Origin of the sequence: Bradyrhizobium sp. 187 (assembly GCF_023101005.1) — a bacterium.
Taxonomy (GTDB): domain Bacteria; phylum Pseudomonadota; class Alphaproteobacteria; order Rhizobiales; family Xanthobacteraceae; genus Bradyrhizobium; species Bradyrhizobium canariense_D.
The window spans coordinates 1,258,598-1,273,823 of sequence record NZ_CP064693.1; the positions used below are offsets into that span (position 1 = coordinate 1,258,598).

General features: G+C 61.2%; 13 protein-coding genes and 2 pseudogenes. 3 read left to right on the forward strand and 12 right to left on the reverse strand.

The features are described from left to right. Nucleotides 1–106: 106 nt before the first annotated feature. From IVB19_RS06160 to IVB19_RS06170, 3 genes and pseudogenes are all read right to left on the reverse strand, one after another. Nucleotides 107–307, reverse strand: a pseudogene (locus tag IVB19_RS06160) (CBS domain-containing protein); the annotation flags it as partial. A 244-nt stretch (nt 308–551) separates the two neighbouring features. Further along, nucleotides 552–3,665, reverse strand: coding sequence for an efflux RND transporter permease subunit (locus IVB19_RS06165; protein WP_247821110.1), 3,114 nt, complete (start codon nt 3,663–3,665; stop codon nt 552–554). Next, nucleotides 3,662–4,846: an efflux RND transporter periplasmic adaptor subunit gene (locus IVB19_RS06170; RefSeq protein ID WP_247821111.1), complete on the reverse strand. Its 1,185-nt coding sequence runs from the start codon at nt 4,844–4,846 to the stop codon at nt 3,662–3,664. Before IVB19_RS06170 ends, IVB19_RS06165 begins: the two co-directional genes overlap by 4 nt. 48 nt (nt 4,847–4,894) lie before the next feature. Here IVB19_RS06170 and IVB19_RS06175 point away from each other — a divergent pair, with 48 nt between their 5' ends. After that, nucleotides 4,895–5,581 carry a hypothetical protein gene (locus IVB19_RS06175; RefSeq protein WP_247485611.1) on the forward strand — a complete coding sequence of 229 codons (687 nt, stop codon included), beginning with the start codon at nt 4,895–4,897 and terminating at the stop codon, nt 5,579–5,581. Between the two features lie 274 nt (nt 5,582–5,855). On the opposite strand, the gene IVB19_RS06180 is transcribed toward IVB19_RS06175, so the two are convergent. The 6 genes and pseudogenes from IVB19_RS06180 to IVB19_RS06205 form a co-directional block, all read right to left on the reverse strand. Further along, a complete protein-coding gene (locus IVB19_RS06180; protein ID WP_247376700.1) occupies nt 5,856–6,071 on the reverse strand; it encodes a hypothetical protein in 216 nt (71 codons plus the stop codon). Nucleotides 6,072–6,168: 97 nt separating this feature from the next. Further along, on the reverse strand, nt 6,169–8,370 hold the full coding sequence (locus IVB19_RS06185; RefSeq protein WP_247821112.1) for a molybdopterin cofactor-binding domain-containing protein: 2,202 nt from the start codon (nt 8,368–8,370) through the stop codon (nt 6,169–6,171). A 12-nt stretch (nt 8,371–8,382) separates the two neighbouring features. Next, a pseudogene (locus tag IVB19_RS06190) lies at nt 8,383–9,362 on the reverse strand (FAD binding domain-containing protein). Then, a complete protein-coding gene (locus tag IVB19_RS06195) occupies nt 9,359–10,009 on the reverse strand; it encodes a 2Fe-2S iron-sulfur cluster-binding protein (protein ID WP_247821113.1) in 651 nt (216 codons plus the stop codon). The pseudogene IVB19_RS06190 and the gene IVB19_RS06195 overlap by 4 nt, the downstream one beginning before the upstream one ends. 61 nt (nt 10,010–10,070) lie before the next feature. Continuing rightward, nucleotides 10,071–10,475, reverse strand: a complete 405-nt coding sequence (locus IVB19_RS06200; RefSeq protein ID WP_247821114.1) for a cupin domain-containing protein — start codon at nt 10,473–10,475, stop codon at nt 10,071–10,073. Then, a complete protein-coding gene (locus tag IVB19_RS06205) occupies nt 10,472–11,488 on the reverse strand; it encodes an aldo/keto reductase (RefSeq protein WP_276017583.1) in 1,017 nt (338 codons plus the stop codon). Before IVB19_RS06205 ends, IVB19_RS06200 begins: the two co-directional genes overlap by 4 nt. Before the next feature lie 430 nt (nt 11,489–11,918). On the opposite strand from IVB19_RS06205, the gene IVB19_RS40330 reads away from it, so the two are divergent. Next, nucleotides 11,919–12,263 (forward strand): hypothetical protein, encoded by a 345-nt coding sequence (locus IVB19_RS40330; RefSeq protein ID WP_346283645.1) that lies wholly within the window; start codon nt 11,919–11,921, stop codon nt 12,261–12,263. A gap of 313 nt (nt 12,264–12,576) precedes the next feature. On the opposite strand, the gene IVB19_RS06215 is transcribed toward IVB19_RS40330, so the two are convergent. The 3 genes from IVB19_RS06215 to IVB19_RS06225 all read right to left on the reverse strand — a co-directional run bounded on the left by IVB19_RS06215 (nt 12,577) and on the right by IVB19_RS06225 (nt 14,121). Next, nucleotides 12,577–12,822, reverse strand: coding sequence for a hypothetical protein (locus IVB19_RS06215; protein ID WP_247376713.1), 246 nt, complete (start codon nt 12,820–12,822; stop codon nt 12,577–12,579). 371 nt (nt 12,823–13,193) lie between these two features. After that, nucleotides 13,194–13,544 carry an NAD-binding protein gene (locus IVB19_RS06220; RefSeq protein WP_346283646.1) on the reverse strand — a complete coding sequence of 117 codons (351 nt, stop codon included), beginning with the start codon at nt 13,542–13,544 and terminating at the stop codon, nt 13,194–13,196. Then, nucleotides 13,435–14,121, reverse strand: a complete 687-nt coding sequence (locus IVB19_RS06225) for an NAD(P)-dependent oxidoreductase (protein ID WP_247821117.1) — start codon at nt 14,119–14,121, stop codon at nt 13,435–13,437. Before IVB19_RS06225 ends, IVB19_RS06220 begins: the two co-directional genes overlap by 110 nt. A 396-nt stretch (nt 14,122–14,517) precedes the next feature. Between IVB19_RS06225 and IVB19_RS06230 the strand changes: the two genes are divergently transcribed. Next, nucleotides 14,518–15,198 (forward strand): response regulator transcription factor, encoded by a 681-nt coding sequence (locus IVB19_RS06230; protein ID WP_276017731.1) that lies wholly within the window; start codon nt 14,518–14,520, stop codon nt 15,196–15,198. Nucleotides 15,199–15,226: the final 28 nt, after the last annotated feature.

The following is a 15,226-nucleotide window of genomic DNA, read 5'->3' on the forward strand; positions in this document are numbered from 1 at the left end:
CGCTGGTGTGCCAAGGCGCTAACCTTGCCACCTTTCCTGGCATCTTCGATGTGCGGCGATGATCGACCGTTGGACGAGGAGCGCGGTGGTTGCGATCGGGTTGCTCGTTGCGTCCAACTGCGCGGACCACGTCGCGTTCTGTAAACATACCGACCGCGGTATCGCACTCGGTCCGGACAACGTCCTTAACCACAAGCGCGCTTATCTTGTTAGCGCGCATCAACTGCGCGGCAATGGCGACGGTTTCGTTCATTCTGACCGTAACAACGCGAGAGGCTTTCTTGCGCAGCACGTCTCCGACTTGCATCATAACCTCCTTCAAATGGGGGGCCCGGGCTCGTCGCATTGGCTTGGCCGTGGTCCGTTCCTACAGGCAGCTCAGCGCGTATCGAGCTAAAATCGGACGAGAACGTTCGCATTTGAGAGACGCCATCGGCCCCCTGCCCGCATCTCGATGGGACTCTCGCGCCACGACAGCACACCAACGCTGTTTTTCAGATCGATTCGATCACAAGATCCGATGAATACAATGCGATAGGCGTTGCGCTCGCTCATTCGGCAGGCGCCGGATGGACGTCACGTGATACTGCTTGATGTCGCCGCGCACCGAACAGCCAATTCTGCAGCCGATCGAGGTAGAGGTAGACGACGGGCGTCGTGTACAAGGTGAGGATCTGCGACAGAGCGAGACCACCGACGATCGCGTAACCCAACGGTTGACGGATCTCCGATCCAACGCCGGTGCCGACCATCATCGGCACGGCGCCAAGGAGCGCTGCCATTGTCGTCATCAGGATTGGTCGGAAGCGCTTGATACAGGCCTGGTAGATCGCTTCCTCCGGCGTCAGACCTTCGGCTTGTTCGGCCTGGATGGCGAAATCGACCAGCATGATGCCGTTCTTCTTGACGATGCCGATGAGCAGAACGATCCCGACCACTGCGATCACGCTCAGGTCGAAATGCGCGGCCATCAGGAGCAGCAGTGCGCCAACGCCTGCGGAAGGGAGTGTCGAGATGATGGTGATCGGGTGAATGAGGCTTTCATAGAGCACCCCGAGGATGAGATAGATCACGAACAGCGAGGCAGCGATCAAAATCGGCGTGCTTTTCAGCGAGGCACCGAAGGCCTGCGCATTGCCCTGGAAACTGGTCTGCAGCGAGAGCGGCGGATGCAGCTCCTTCTCGACGGATTGTATGCCGCTCACTGCGTCGCCGATTGCGGCACCGGGTGCCAGGTTGAACGAGATCGTCACGGAGGGGAATTGCCCTTGGTGGTTCACGACGAGCGGCGAGACCTTCACCACTGAATCGACCAGCGTCGATAGCGGCACCTGCTGACCGCTGGAGGATTTGACGTAGATGTTATTGAGCGCCTCGGGCCCATACTGGAATTTCGGATTGACCTCGAGGACCACATGATATTGCTGCAGCGGCGTGTACATCGTCGAGACGATCCGTTGTCCGAATGCATCGTCGAGCGTGTTGTCGATCGTGTACGGCAGGATGCCATAGGACGAAGCGACCTCGCGCTTGATCGTGATGTCGAGCAGCGGACCGGCATTGAGCTGATCAGTCGTCACGTCAGCGAGCGGAGGCAGCGTCTTGATCTTGTCGAGGAAAAGAGTGGCCCAATGGCTGAGCTCACCCGGATCGGCGTCGTTCATGGTGTACTGGAACTGTGTCTTGTTCAGCCGCGCGCCGACCGTGATGTCCTGCGCGGGCTGCATGTAAAGGGTGATGCCCTGGATCTTGGCGAGGTTGGTTCGCAATCGTCCTATCACTTTGTCGATCGGGTCGCGCTGGTCGGCCGCCTTGAGCTGGATGAACACGCGGCCGTCATTGACGGTGGAGGTACCTCCGCCAGCGCCGACGGCCGAGCCAATCGATGCTACGGCGGGGTCACGCATGACCGCATCGAGCATGGCCTGCTGGCGCTCGGCCATCGCCTGGAATGAAATGTCCTGGGCAGCTTCCGATTGACCCAGGATCAGGCCAGTATCCTGCTGAGGGAAGAAGCCCTTGGGAATGATGACGTACAGATACCCGGTCACCGCGATGGTACCGATCATCACCATCATGGTGATGAAGTGATGCCGCAGCACGACCTTCAAGCCCGCCTCATAAGCGCTGAGCAGCAGATCGAAGCCGCGCTCGGACCAGCGATAAAGGCGGCCGTGCTCATGGCTCTCGGGTTTGAGCAGGTAGGCGCACATCATCGGCGTGAGCGTCCTGGAGATCACCAGGGAAAGGACCAGCGCGACACTCACGGTGATTGCAAATTCGCGGAACAGCAGGCCGACATAGCCGCTCATCAGGAAAAGCGGAATGAAGACGGCGATTAGAGAGAACGTGATTGCCATGACGGTGAAGCCGATCTCGCCGGATCCCTTCATCGCGGCGTCGTAGGGGGATAAGCCTTCCTCGATGTGCCGCGTGATGTTCTCGATCTCGACGACGGCGTCGTCGACGACGAATCCGACCGCGATGGAAAGCGCCATCAACGACAGATTGTCGAGGCTATAACCCATTTCATAGAGGACCGCGAAGGTGCCGATCAGCGAGAGTGGCACGGTGACAGCCGGAATGATGGTTGCCCAGAAACTGCGAAGAAAGATGAAGATCACCATCACGACGAGAGCAATGGTCAGCAGCAGCGTGAACTGGACGTCCGCGACCGAAGCCCGGATCGTCTGGGTGCGATCCGAAATAACGTTGAGCTTGATGTCGGCGGGAATCGACGCCTGAAGCGTCGGCATCATCGCCCTGATGCGCTGCACCGTCTCAATGACATTGGCTCCGGGCTGACGCTGTACGGAAAGGATGATGGCGCGGTGGTTATTGTACCAGCCGGCGATCAGATCGTTTTCGCCCGCGCTGACGGCGCGTCCGATGTCCCGAATACGAACCGGCGATCCGTTGCGGTAGGCAATGACCAGGTCGGCATATTGCTCCGGGTGAAACAGCTGGTCATTGGTGTTGAGAGTATAGGTTTGACGCGGGCTGTTCAGCGTTCCCTTGGCGAGATCCACGTTCGCTTGGCCAAGTACGGTCCGTACATCCTCCAGATTGATCCCGCGCGCGGCCAGCGCCTGTGGATCGACCTGCACCCGAACTGCGGCTTTCTGCTGGCCGCCGATGCCGACAAGGCCTACACCCTGTATCTGCGAGATTTTTTGCAGAAGAATGTTCTCGGCATACGCGTCGACTGTGGTGAGCGGCAGGCTGCCCGAGGTAAGGCCGAGCACGAGGATCGGCGTGTCGGCCGGATTGACCTTCCGGATCGTGGGCGGATAGGGCATGCCGGTGGGCAGGTACGGGCTTGCCGCGTTGATGGCTGAAAGCGTATCGCTGACGGCGCCGTCGATCTGGCGGTTCAAGTCGAATTGCAGCGTGACCTGGGTGTAGCCGAGCGCGCTCGCCGACGTCATTTGCGTCAGTCCGGGAATTTCCCCAAACTGGAGCTCGAGCGGCGAAGCGACCGATGAGGCCATCGTCTGCGGGTCCGCGCCAGGCATCTGGGCGGTGACCGTCAGCGTCGGATAGTTGACGTTCGGCAGAGCGGCCACCGGCAGCAACGGATACGCGACAAGGCCGGCAGCCAATAATCCGATCATCAGCAGCGCGGTCGCGATCGGTCGTTGGATGAAGGGTGCTGATATATTCATGGGATCGGTGCCTGTAATGCGTCTTGAGCGGCGGCTTCTTCCGCAGCCTTGCCATGCAATGGGATGACGAGCGTTCCCGGCCGCAGCTTGTATTGTCCGTCGACCACCACCTGCTCATCGGCCTTCAGACCGGAATCAATCAGCGCCTGACCGTCACTGACCTGGGCAACCTTGATCTGGCGGAGAGATACCGTGCCGTCCGGATTGACGACGTAGGCATATGGTCCGTTCGGTCCTTGCTGGACGACAGAGGCGGGAACCGTCAGGCCGTTGTGTCGCGTATTGAGCAGCAAGCGTGCATTGACGAGTTCGCCCGGCCACAGGCCGTTCTCCTTATTGGCGAAGTTCGCCTTGAGCTGGATCGAGCCGGTCGTCTGCAGGATCTCGTTGTTGACGAGCCCGAGCTGTCCCTCGCCCAGGCGGATCGTGTTGTCCTGATTGTAGGCCAGAACAGATAGCGGTACCTTCGTCTCCCGCTGCTGTTGCTGGATCTGCGGAAGAACGGTCTCGGGCAGGGTAAAGATCAGCGAAATCGGGTCCAGCTGTGTCACCACGCAGAGGCCGTTCGTATTTGACGGGCTGATGATGTTGCCAACATCGATCTGGCGAATGCCCACCACGCCCTCTATTGGAGATGTGAGTCTCGTGAAACTGAGCTGCACGTTCGCAGCGTCGATCAGAGCCTGGTCCGCCTTGATCGCCGCCTGTAGCTGACTGACCTGCGCATTCTGCGTTTCAACCAATTGAGGCGTCGCCCAGCCCTTGTCGCCGAGCTGGGAGTAGCGGGTCTGATTCGCTCGTGCATTTGCGAGCTGCGCCTGATCGCGTTCGAGGTTGGCGGCATATTGATCGATCAGGGCCTGATAGGGCCGTGGATCGATCTGTGCGAGCAGATCGCCGGCGTGGACCCGCTGTCCTTCGGTAAAGTTGATGCTGGTGATCTGACCCTGGATCTGCGCCCGTACGATATCCGTGTTGTAGGCAATCACCGTACCGACGCCAGTCAGATAGATCGGAACGTCACGCTGGGTGACAGTCCCGGCAACGATCGGAACAGGTGGCGCCGGAGTCGGTGCAGCCGCGGCCTTCGCCATCGGGTGAAAATGCGTCAAGTGCAGCAGGCCGGCACTCGCGGCGACCGCAGCCAACACGGCGACAGAAATGACGATCTTCTTTTTCATAGAGGGTTGCTCCGGAGGGCAGAAGCTCAGCAGCCGCCTGGTAAGCCTGTGGATGTCGACGTGCCGAGGGATGAGCATCCAGGTGTGACGACCGAAGCGGACGCCGCAGGCTGCGTCACGATCGGCATTGCCGGTAGGATCGGCGCGACGCTGCCTGTCACCAGCGGGACTGCCGGCGTGGGAAGCAGGGCCGCAGAGCTGACACCGAGATTGCCGATCTCTGTTGAACCAAAGGGGAGGCCGGTCTTGGGACTGCCTCCGGGCGTTGTCGGAACGGTCGAAGTCGGGCTGGAGGATGCGGCGATGCTGCTCGAACCGGAGCCGCACATGCCCGACGTGCCAGCGGTATCGAGCGTGCCCGAGATGGGGCTCTGCATCGTTGCTGACGTCATTGACAATGATGAGGTCGTCCCTATTCCCGACGACGTCGATGCCGCTGTGTTCCCGACTCCGCCCGTTGCTGGTGTTGACCCAGCCATCGCCATTCCGCCGCCGTCATATGTCGACGTCGAGCCATACATTTCGCTTGGCGAGGACCCAAGTGTCGAGCATGCAGTCCCGGTCGTAGGTGTGGCAATGCTACCGGTGACAACAGGAGCCGGGCTGAGGCCTGCTGAAGGCAGCTCGGTTGCGCCTAAACCAATTCCCATCGGTGAAATCGGCGAACCAGTCGTGCTGCCGAGCGGGGAGGTTGCACCGACTGTAGGCGTCGGAACGGCCATTCCTGTCATCTGAGCGAATGCGGCACCGCTCGCGAACAGCGCAAAACCGGCGGCGATCAACCAACACCTCACGTGCATCCTCCATTCGAACCAATTGGGCGCAGGTAAGAAGTGTCCATGCGTTGGCGCGCTCCTTCCGAATTCGCACGAAGATGGTAAGCTGGACGGATTGCCGACCATGCTCGGATACGCATCGAAAGAAGACCCGCCGAAGCGGGTCTGTCTGCTTGCCGGAGTGGCGCGCCTAGGGCATCGCCGCGGGGCGGCGTGCCGATGGCTTGGCGGTGTCAATCGTTGACCTTCGGACCGCCGTGATAAACGTGCTCATTGAGTTCCGTTGCGGTTGTCGGCGCCTGCCCGTCAAATGCAGCGTAGGCGTTGCCGGCGCGGGCGATTGCCGTCTCAGACATGCGCGGGGGATATGTTGAGATACCCGCAATAGCCGGCAGAACGAATGCAACGAGCATCGTGATGGATGCGATCATGGTCGAGAGCTTTCTCATGGTGTATCTCCTATTGGTGAACCCTAATAGATAAGTTGGCTGGCGCGGCCAGATAGGACAAAGCGTTTCCCGAAGAGTTGAACGTGCCGGTACGCGGCTATCCCTGATCAGGCAAACTAGCGAGCACCTTGTCGAGCGTGATTGGATAGTTCCTGATCCGTGCGCCGCAGGCGTTATAGACAGCGTTGGCGATCGCAGCTCCGGCGCCGCAGATTCCGAGCTCACCGATTCCCTTGCTCTTCAGCGGATTGGATCGCTCGTCCAGCTCGGGAAGGAACACCGCCTCCAGGCTGGCAGGAATATCCGCATGTACCGGCACATGATACTCAGCCAGGTCGTGGTTGACGAAATGACCAAAGCGGGGATCGAGCACGAGATCTTCGTGCAGGGCAGCGCCCACACCGAACACCATTCCGCCAATGGCTTGCGACCGCGCTGTCTTTGCGTTCAAGACGCGGCCGGCTGCGAACACCCCGAGCATCCGCCGCAAGCGCACTTCTCCGGTGTCCTGGTCAACGCCAACCTCTGCAAAATGGGCACCGTAGGACTGCTGGGAGAAGTCCTGGTTGTTGCGGCCCGGCTTGATCTCGCCATCGGCTTCAACTCCCGAGCCGACAAGTTCTGGAAGGCTCACAGAACGCTCACCCGTCGCAATGTGGCCGTCGCCGAAACGTGCTGTATTGGGGTCCATGCCGGCGAGCCCCGCAAGTTTCTCGCGCAGCGCCTGGCACGCTACGAACAGTGCTGATCCAGAACTCGCCGCGCCGAACGAACCACCTGAGCCGGCCGCCTCCGGAAAAATCGTATCGCCGAGATCGACGCGCACTCGTTCTATTGGCAATCCCAGCATTTCCGCCGCGATTTGTGCCAGGATCGTGTAAGTCCCGGTGCCTATGTCGGTCATCGCCATTCTCACCGTAGCTATGCCATCGGGATCCAGCCGCACATTGGCTTTTGAGAACCGGAGGGGATTGCCCCGGGTTGCCGCTGACATGCCCATTCCGACCAGCCATCGTCCATCGCGAACCTGACCGGGCGTCGAATTGCGCTTGTCCCAGCCGAACCGGCGGGCGCCCTCCTGCATGCATGCAACCAAGTGACGACTGGAGTAAGGAATGTGCTTCTCAGGATCCTCGGCAGGCTCATTCCGGATCCGGAGCTCGATCGGATCGAGCCTCAGCTTGTTGGCAAGCTCATCCATAGCGCACTCGAGCGCCATCAATCCGACTGCCTCGCCGGGCGCGCGCATCGAGGATGCGACGGGAATGTCGAGCGGCACCAGGCGATGCCGGGTCAGCCGATTGGGGCCGGCGTAGAGCGAGCGGGTTTGAAGCGCGGCAGCCTCGTAGACCTGTTCGCTCCGCAAGTTGCCCGAGAAGACATCGTGGCCGATTGCGGTAATCCGCCCGTCGCGGTCGCTCGCAACGCGGACGCGCTGGATGGTATCCGAGCGATGCGTCGTCACATGGAAGATCTGCTGCCGGGTGAGCGCGACCTTCACGGGGCGCTTGAGGTACCGCGACGCGATTGCGGCGAGGATAGCATCGGCGTTCACCCATAGCTTGCCGCCGAAGCCGCCGCCGATGAAAAGGCTGACCAGCCGCACGTTTCCGACGGGGATATTCAAGGTCTTGGCGATGACCCGCTGACCCTGGTTCAGCATCTGGTTCGCCGTATGCAGAATCAACTTGTCGCCGTCCCACATCGCAAGCGTTGCATGCGGCTCCATCATCGCGTGGCTTTGCAGTGGTGTGCTGTAGGACACGTCGATCTGCACTGGAGCGTCGGCATATGCGTCCGAGAAGTTTCCGACTTCGCTGTCGGCCGGCGCACCGTCCGGCTGGTGTGGGACGCGGGCCAGAGCGAGGTGATGAGGCAGGGCGTGTTGTCCCTTCTCCCGATCGTACTTGACTTTGACCAGATAGGCGGCGGCCCTCGCCTGCTCGAACGTCTCGGCGACCACAAACGCGACCGGTTCGCCGTAGTGGGACACGACAGGACCCGTGAGCACAGGATGCGCTTCACGATGATTCCCGGTGCCCTGTTTGGGAGCGTCGCGATAGGTAAGGACAAGTTTGACGCCGGGCGATCGCTCGGCAGTCAGCGTTTCGATCGAGGCTATCCGCCCTTTTGCGATCGAAGCCTCAACGACAAAGCCGTAGAGCGCATTCTGCTGCATTTCATAGGCGTAGTGCGCGCCGCCGGTAACCTTTAATCGCCCATCGACGCGATCAAGCGGTTTTCCGACGATCTTCTCGGCATCCAGCGCGTTTGCCCCGACAGGTCCATCCATTTCCATCTTGATGATCTCTCAAGTGCGGGTGATTTGGCCGAGCACGGCATGCAGGGCGCGGCGGGTCAGCGGGATCTTGAAATCATTTGAGCCATATCCATGCGCGCCCTCCACAACCGCGTCCGCGGCTGCGTCGAACGAATTGGCGCCGGCAGCTGCATTCGTGAGACTGTGTTCGGCGGCGGCGACGCGCCAGGGCTTGGGAGCGAGACCACCGAAGGCGAGCCGCGCCGAGCGGATTCGTCCGCCTGCGCTGTCGACGATGGCGGCCACCGAAACCAGCGCAAAAGCGTAGGACGCGCGATCGCGCACCTTCCGGTACATCTGAGCGCCCGGAGGCGGCGGCGGCAATGTGACAGCCGTGATGATCTCGCCGGAGGCAAGCGCCGTTTCAATTTCCGGCGTGCGGCCGGGGAGCCTGTGGAAATCGGCGATCGGAATCGTGCGGGCTTTTCCTTCGCGATCGATCGCCTCGATTTTTGCGTCGAGTGCGCGCATGGCGACCGCCATATCCGACGGATGCGTCGCGATGCACGCCTCGCTCCCGCCGAGGATCGCATGGATACGGTTGAAGCCGGCGAGCGCCGAACAGCCCGAGCCGGGTACGCGCTTGTTGCAGGATTTTGTGACGTCGTAAAAATAGTAGCAGCGCGTCCGCTGCAGTAGATTGCCCGCCGTCGTTGCTTTGTTGCGCAGTTGGGCGCTCGCTCCGGCGAGCAGGGCTCGGCTTAGCACGCTGTAATGCTGCCGTACCCGCGGATCCGCCGCGAGGTCGCTGTTGCGGACCAACGCGCCGATGCGCAACCCGCCTTCCGAGGTCTCATCGATTTTGTCGAGCGGCAGCCGGTTGATGTCGACCAGGGTCGACGGCGTCTCCACCTGCAACTTCATGAGATCGGCAAGTTGGTGCCGCCGGCAATGATCTTGACGCCGGGCTTGCTCGCCGCAATAGCTGCAGCCGCGACCGATTGCGCACGCCCATAGGAGAAGGCTTTCATGGCTGTTCTCCCATTGCCTGTTTGATCGCCGCGACAATGTTCGGGTAGGCCGCGCAGCGGCAGATATTGCCGCTCATCCGCTCACGGATTTCATCGTCGCTTAGCTCTGCTGCCGGTTGGGTCAGATCCGCGGTCACATAGCTCGGCATACCCTCGCGGGTTTCGGCCAGCATGCCCACTGCCGAGCAGATTTGGCCTGAGGTGCAGTAGCCGCACTGAAACCCGTCATGCTCGACGAACGCCGCCTGCATGGGATGCAAGTCTTGGCCGAAAGCGAGCCCCTCAATGGTGGTGATCGATTGGCCGTCGTGCATGGCTGCGAGCGTAAGGCACGAGTTGATGCGGCGTCCTTCGACCAGAACGGTGCAGGCACCGCACTGGCCGTGATCGCATCCCTTCTTCGAGCCGGCGAGCGCCAAATGATCACGCAGGGCGTCCAGCAGGGTTGTACGGGGATCGAGCGCAAGATGGTGCAGATGGCCGTTCACCCGCAGTTCGATGGACATGAGGGACGGTTCCGCCTGATCGGTCTCGGCGGCAAGCGCGCCACGTGGAAGGCTACCCAACAGGAGCGCGGTGGTGCCGGTCTCGATGACCGTACGGCGCGTGACCTCCATCGTTGGAAAGATGGATGATGTACTTTCCATGTCTGTTCCGTATTTGCAGAGGCAGATCAAAGATAAAGATGTTGGGGCACGCTCACATCGCTCATGACCAGAACGTGTCCGGTAGATTGACAACGATCGGTACGGGCGTGCTGCGCACCACGACCCACCGGAAAGGCAAGACGGATGGATTGATCTCCATATGCGGAACAAAAGCAGGAACGTGAATGAAGTCGCCGGCCTTGGCTCGTGAAGAGAACTCGCCCTTGCCGCCCCATCGCACTTCGCAACGGCCTGACAGGACGAATGCGATCGTGTCTTGTTCGCCGTGGTGGTGGATTCCGGTTCGTGCGCCCGGCTCCACTTCAAAAAGGCCGCCCCAGATTGTCGAAGTGATGCCCAGCGACGGCCCGATCGCGGCGAAACGATGGGAGCCCGATGTTTGAGCGGTCGTCGTGTCGAACCGATCGCGGCTCACGATTTGGATTGCGGATCGTGTGTCCATCATGCCGCCTCCCGATCCGGCGGCGCCATGAATTCGGGGCCTATCGGATCCTTGATTGTCTCCCGAAGAATTCGGTCGATTTCGGCCATGGCGGCATCATCGATTCGCCAGCCGAGCACGTCGGTGATCGGCGAGAGTTGCGCCGCGCGCCTGGCACCCCACAACGCAATGTTCAACTCGCCGCGATCCAACACCCAGCGCGCCGCCAGATGGATCACTCTCCTGTTGAAGCGCTCCTGCGCGAACTGGTCGAGGCGCCCCACGGCGTCGAGATATTGCTGAAAGCGTGGCGGTCGAAACTTTGGATCGCTCTTCCGCAAATCGTCGCCGGTGAAATGGCTCGATGCCGACATGCTGCCGGACAGCAGGCCTCGGCACAACGAACCATAAGCGAGCAGGGCGATCTTCTTCTCCCGGCAATAGGGGAGCACGTCCTGCTCGATCGCGCGTTCGAACAGATTGTAGGGCGGTTGCGCCGTATGAAGTGGCGCGACCTTACGGAATTCATCCATTTGCGCCGGGCTGAAATTGCTGACGCCGACCGCCCGAATCTTGCCGCCACGGTGCAGCGCGCCCACAGCCTCGGCCGTTTCGGCAATCGGCGTAAGGGGATCGGGCCAGTGCACCTGATAGAGATCGATGACATCCGTCCGAAGCCGACGCAAAGACCCTTCGGCTTCCTCGATCATTCGGGTCTTGCGCGCATTGCGAAATGGCTTGCCGTCCTTCCAGTCGAGTCCCGCCTTCGTGGCGATGATTGCGTTCCAGCGCCGACCGCCGGCGAGGGCCTTGCCGACGATCTCCTCCGAGCGACCGAAACCGTAGACGGGCGCTGTATCGATGAGATTGATTCCGCGATCGAGCGCTTCCCGGATCGTCCTGATCGCATCGCTTTCGTCGGTTCCGCCCCACATCCAGCCACCGATCGCCCAGGTGCCGAGCGCAATGCGCGACGCGCGAATGGATGTGCCGGGAATGTCGATGTATTCCATCTTCGTGTTTGGAACGACCTTCATTGTTTACTCCTTTGTGGGCTGCGCCCGATTGCATGAGACGGCGCGCGGGGGATGATCGCGCGAACCAGTCTCGGTGCACTGGTCGGACGCTGGCTTCTCTGAAACTCGCGGCACCAATTGCAGACCGGCGGCATTGGGTGGGCGAACTTGACAAGTCCGAGGTATTCCCGCTGGCGATGCGTCGCCATTGAATTGCACTTCAGAGTCGTCACTATGAATTGACGCCCTCGACAGGCGGCCATCGGTCTGGATGACGCGAGCGGATCCAGACCGAAGGCAAGGAGCTGCAGGTGCATTAGCTGCAGCTGAGCGGCAACGGCTGATCAGGATGCAAGACGTACCAATCGTAGCAGTCGGAGCCGCCATAGTACCCGTACCCTGGGCGGTATCGGCCGTAGTGATTCATGGCGTGGTCATGGATACCTGTCCCATGAGCAAGGGAATGCTCGGCAAGGCCGAGATGATCACGACCGCTCGGACCCATGTCGCTACGCATTGCCATGCCGCCGACATGAACGCCTCCGCCGAGGCCGCCCACGTGGGCACCGCCGCCGATACCGCCCATGTGCGCGCCTCCTCCGAATCCGTCCATGTGTCCGCCACCGCCAAAACCTCCGCCGTGACCGCCACCGCCGAAACCGCCGCCGTGACCGCCGCCACCTCCGCCTCCGCCGCCGCCTCGTGCGTCCGCCGCGCCAACAGCCAATGCGGAGGCAAGCGCGGCCGTGGCCATGATCATCATCACTCGTTTCATCAGAACACTCCTTGTATTTGATTTCATCGGCCGGCGCGGCATCCGTACGTGGCTGCGGGGCCAGGCTTTCGTGATGCTGATAGAGTAGGAATGCTCGACAGCGTCGCCATTCAAATTGCCATCACAAGGGCCGGAGCAGTGTCTGCTCTCGGCAAGTTGAGAAATTCCGAGACCTTCGAGACGCTCGGTTGTTGCTCACTGCCGTAGGGAAGGATCAACAGAAAAACGGGCTGGAAGAGAATCCAGCCCGCTTTTTGTCTGTGCGCTGATCGACGGAGTCACAAGCGCCAAGGCGCAAGAAGAACTGTCGAACAAGCGAACGGCAGTACGCAGATCAGAACGCGCCCGTGCCCGGTTCGCAAGGAACGTTATTGCCGGTCCACGGCGCCGTCGCAAATGCGCCGACGCGCGGCGCCGGAACGCAAGCACGGTTACCTGAATAGAATGGCGCTTCCGGCGCGGCGGCATTGGCTTCCATGGCGGCCCGCCGGGAGGCGACTCCGCTTTCGCGAGCCATGGCCGGCGTTGCGAGCATTGCCACCGCAATGAGTCCAGTCGAGAGCAGTTTGAGATCAGTCATTGAGCTTCTCCGTTGAAAAACAGCGGGCCAGGTCAAGGGGCCCGTCTGAGCAGATGCGGTGGATCACGGATCAGCCAAACGCACGAAATGCTCACGCGGTTTCAATGGAGCGTGAGTCAGGAGGCGTAAGAAGCGGGACGGCAGTCGGCGTCCTTAAGCGCCATTGCGACACGTTTCTAACGCGTGCGCGCTCAATCGGGCGTGCGAATGTTGGTTTCAAGGCTCAGCAGGTTCGTGTTTTGCAGCGCCAAGCGACTGCGCAAAATCGCAGTTCGCAAAGAGAGCAGAAACGTCTCCGTGCGGCGCTCCCTTGAGGCCCGGCGTTAATCGTCGCGTTGAGCCGGTCCGACCACGTTGCAGGGCCGACCGGTCTAAAGTCCCGCTTCCTCCGAAGCCACCAGACCGAGCGCCGTCCAGTCGAGTCCACCGTGACCACGCGCGATTCCCGTGATCAGGCGGTCGCGAACGACACCCACCGACGGCATCGGAGCGCCGGCCAGCTCCGCCTCGGCCAGCGCCAAGCGGACGTCCTTGAGCGCCGCCGGCATCGTCAGTCCCGGCTCGTAGCTGCCGGCAATGAGCCGGCTGCTGTAGTTCTTGTGGACGCGACTGTCAAACGTTGTGCCCGTCATGATATCCACGAATTGCTGAGGGTCCTGTCCGCGCTTGCGCAGAACAGTCACGATTTCGCCGAGGACCTCGAGAGCTGTCGCAGTCATCATGTTGCCGAGCAACTTGAGCAGATTGGCCTGTGCGGGATCCGTCCCGATGACGAAAGTCTTCCCCAGAATCCGTCAACGACCGGCAATGTTCACAGGACTCCGGCTTGCCCGCCACGATGACGGCGAGCTGACGCGCTCTCGCGGCGTCAGGGTTGCCGAACACGGGTGCCGCAACGTAGCCTTGACCGCGACGCTCGTGCTCGAACAGCAGCGCGGCCGAGGCCCCGGAGCTGATGGTGCTCATTGACAGATGGATCGCGCCGGGGCGTAACGACTCCGCGATCCCGAGTGGTCCAAAGAAGATATCTCGCACGGCAGCGTCATCGGGCAACATGGTGATGATGATGTCGCTGTCGAACAGGTCCGGCCGGCGAGTTGTGGCCGCGACGCCGAGCGCCCGGAGGTCCTTGATGCGTTCCGGCCGGCGTACATAGGCGCATACGTTGCGTCCGTCGGCCGCGAGATTGGCCGCCATGGCCGTACCCATCAGGCCGAGCCCGATAAATCCGATTTTGGAGGACATCCGCGAATCAACCTGCGGATTACCATTTGTGTTCCGTTCGACGTCATCCAGCATGGCGGCTCGCTCTCTTGATCGCGTACCCCAGAACGTAAGCAGCCGGCCACAGGATGTCGTCTAAAATTGATTTCAGTGTTGCGGCAAACGGGGCCGCGACGAAGCCGCGGCGGGGCGATCATGCGCCATGCGGTCCCCAACCCGCTAAGCCCGTTAAATTGCTATTTAATGGCGTCGCCCCAGCGGAGAGTTTATGTCGTTCCTCGAGGGCCTGCCGCGCTTTGCCAAGGGGGCGTGCTAGTCCGAAGCGGGCGGCGCTAAGCCAAATCGTTGGGTAGCACGGTCCGGCGCATTCCCGGTCGACTATTTTGGACGGTGCCTATGACTTTGCCAACGAGCGAGCATATGATTTTCAGCCGGCCGGCCGGGCATTTTGGCACACTTGAGATCGAGCTGATGATGAAGGTTCTACTGATCGAGGACGACGCCGGGACGGCCGAGGAGATCGTGGCCGAGCTGAGCGAGCTTGGGTTTGAGGTCGAGTGGGCGTCAAACGGAATCGAAGGCCTCGACAAAGCCCGGACGCTGCATCCCGATGTCCTGATCGTCGATCGCATGCTGCCCGGCATGGACGGGCTTACAATCATCGAGGCGCTACGCAAGGAGCAGGTTAGCACTCCGGTCCTGGTGCTGAGCGCGCTCGGCGCCGTCGACGATCGGGTGCGAGGGTTGCGAAGCGGCGGAGACGATTACCTGACGAAGCCCTTCGCAGTCGTGGAGCTCATAGCAAGAATAGAAGCCTTGCTTCGCCGTCCCATGGACAGCCGCGGAACGACGTTACGGGTCGGTCCTCTTGAACTCGATCTGATCGCGCGTACTGCGAGGCGCGGCGAGCGAAAGATCGATTTGTTGCCACGCGAATTCCGCCTGCTCGAATACATGATGCGGCGAAGTGATCAGTTGCTGACCCGTGCAATGTTGCTCGAAGAGGTCTGGAACTACAAGTTCGTCCCGGCCACGACCAATCTGGTCGATGTGCACATGGGCCGGCTGCGGCACAAGGTCGACGGCGCTGGGGAACCCCAGTTGATTCACAATGTCCGGGGCTCCGGGTTTATTCTGCGACCGCAGCAATAGGCGCTGCCAGCGCCGTTGCCTGGCGATC

What these genes read in the sequence shown, in the direction of transcription:
- IVB19_RS06165 (WP_247821110.1), bottom strand. Translation starts at nt 3,665, where the DNA reads ATGAATATATCAGCACCCTTCATCCAACGACCGATCGCGACCGCGCTG.
- IVB19_RS06170 (WP_247821111.1), bottom strand. Translation starts at nt 4,846, where the DNA reads ATGAAAAAGAAGATCGTCATTTCTGTCGCCGTGTTGGCTGCGGTCGCC.
- IVB19_RS06180 (WP_247376700.1), bottom strand. Translation starts at nt 6,071, where the DNA reads ATGAGAAAGCTCTCGACCATGATCGCATCCATCACGATGCTCGTTGCA.
- IVB19_RS06185 (WP_247821112.1), bottom strand. Translation starts at nt 8,370, where the DNA reads ATGGAAATGGATGGACCTGTCGGGGCAAACGCGCTGGATGCCGAGAAG.
- IVB19_RS06195 (WP_247821113.1), bottom strand. Translation starts at nt 10,009, where the DNA reads ATGGAAAGTACATCATCCATCTTTCCAACGATGGAGGTCACGCGCCGT.
- IVB19_RS06200 (WP_247821114.1), bottom strand. Translation starts at nt 10,475, where the DNA reads ATGATGGACACACGATCCGCAATCCAAATCGTGAGCCGCGATCGGTTC.
- IVB19_RS06205 (WP_276017583.1), bottom strand. Translation starts at nt 11,488, where the DNA reads ATGAAGGTCGTTCCAAACACGAAGATGGAATACATCGACATTCCCGGC.
- IVB19_RS40330 (WP_346283645.1), top strand. Translation starts at nt 11,919, where the DNA reads ATGAGCAAGGGAATGCTCGGCAAGGCCGAGATGATCACGACCGCTCGG.
- IVB19_RS06215 (WP_247376713.1), bottom strand. Translation starts at nt 12,822, where the DNA reads ATGACTGATCTCAAACTGCTCTCGACTGGACTCATTGCGGTGGCAATG.
- IVB19_RS06220 (WP_346283646.1), bottom strand. Translation starts at nt 13,544, where the DNA reads ATGATGACTGCGACAGCTCTCGAGGTCCTCGGCGAAATCGTGACTGTT.
- IVB19_RS06225 (WP_247821117.1), bottom strand. Translation starts at nt 14,121, where the DNA reads ATGCTGGATGACGTCGAACGGAACACAAATGGTAATCCGCAGGTTGAT.
- IVB19_RS06230 (WP_276017731.1), top strand. Translation starts at nt 14,518, where the DNA reads ATGATGAAGGTTCTACTGATCGAGGACGACGCCGGGACGGCCGAGGAG.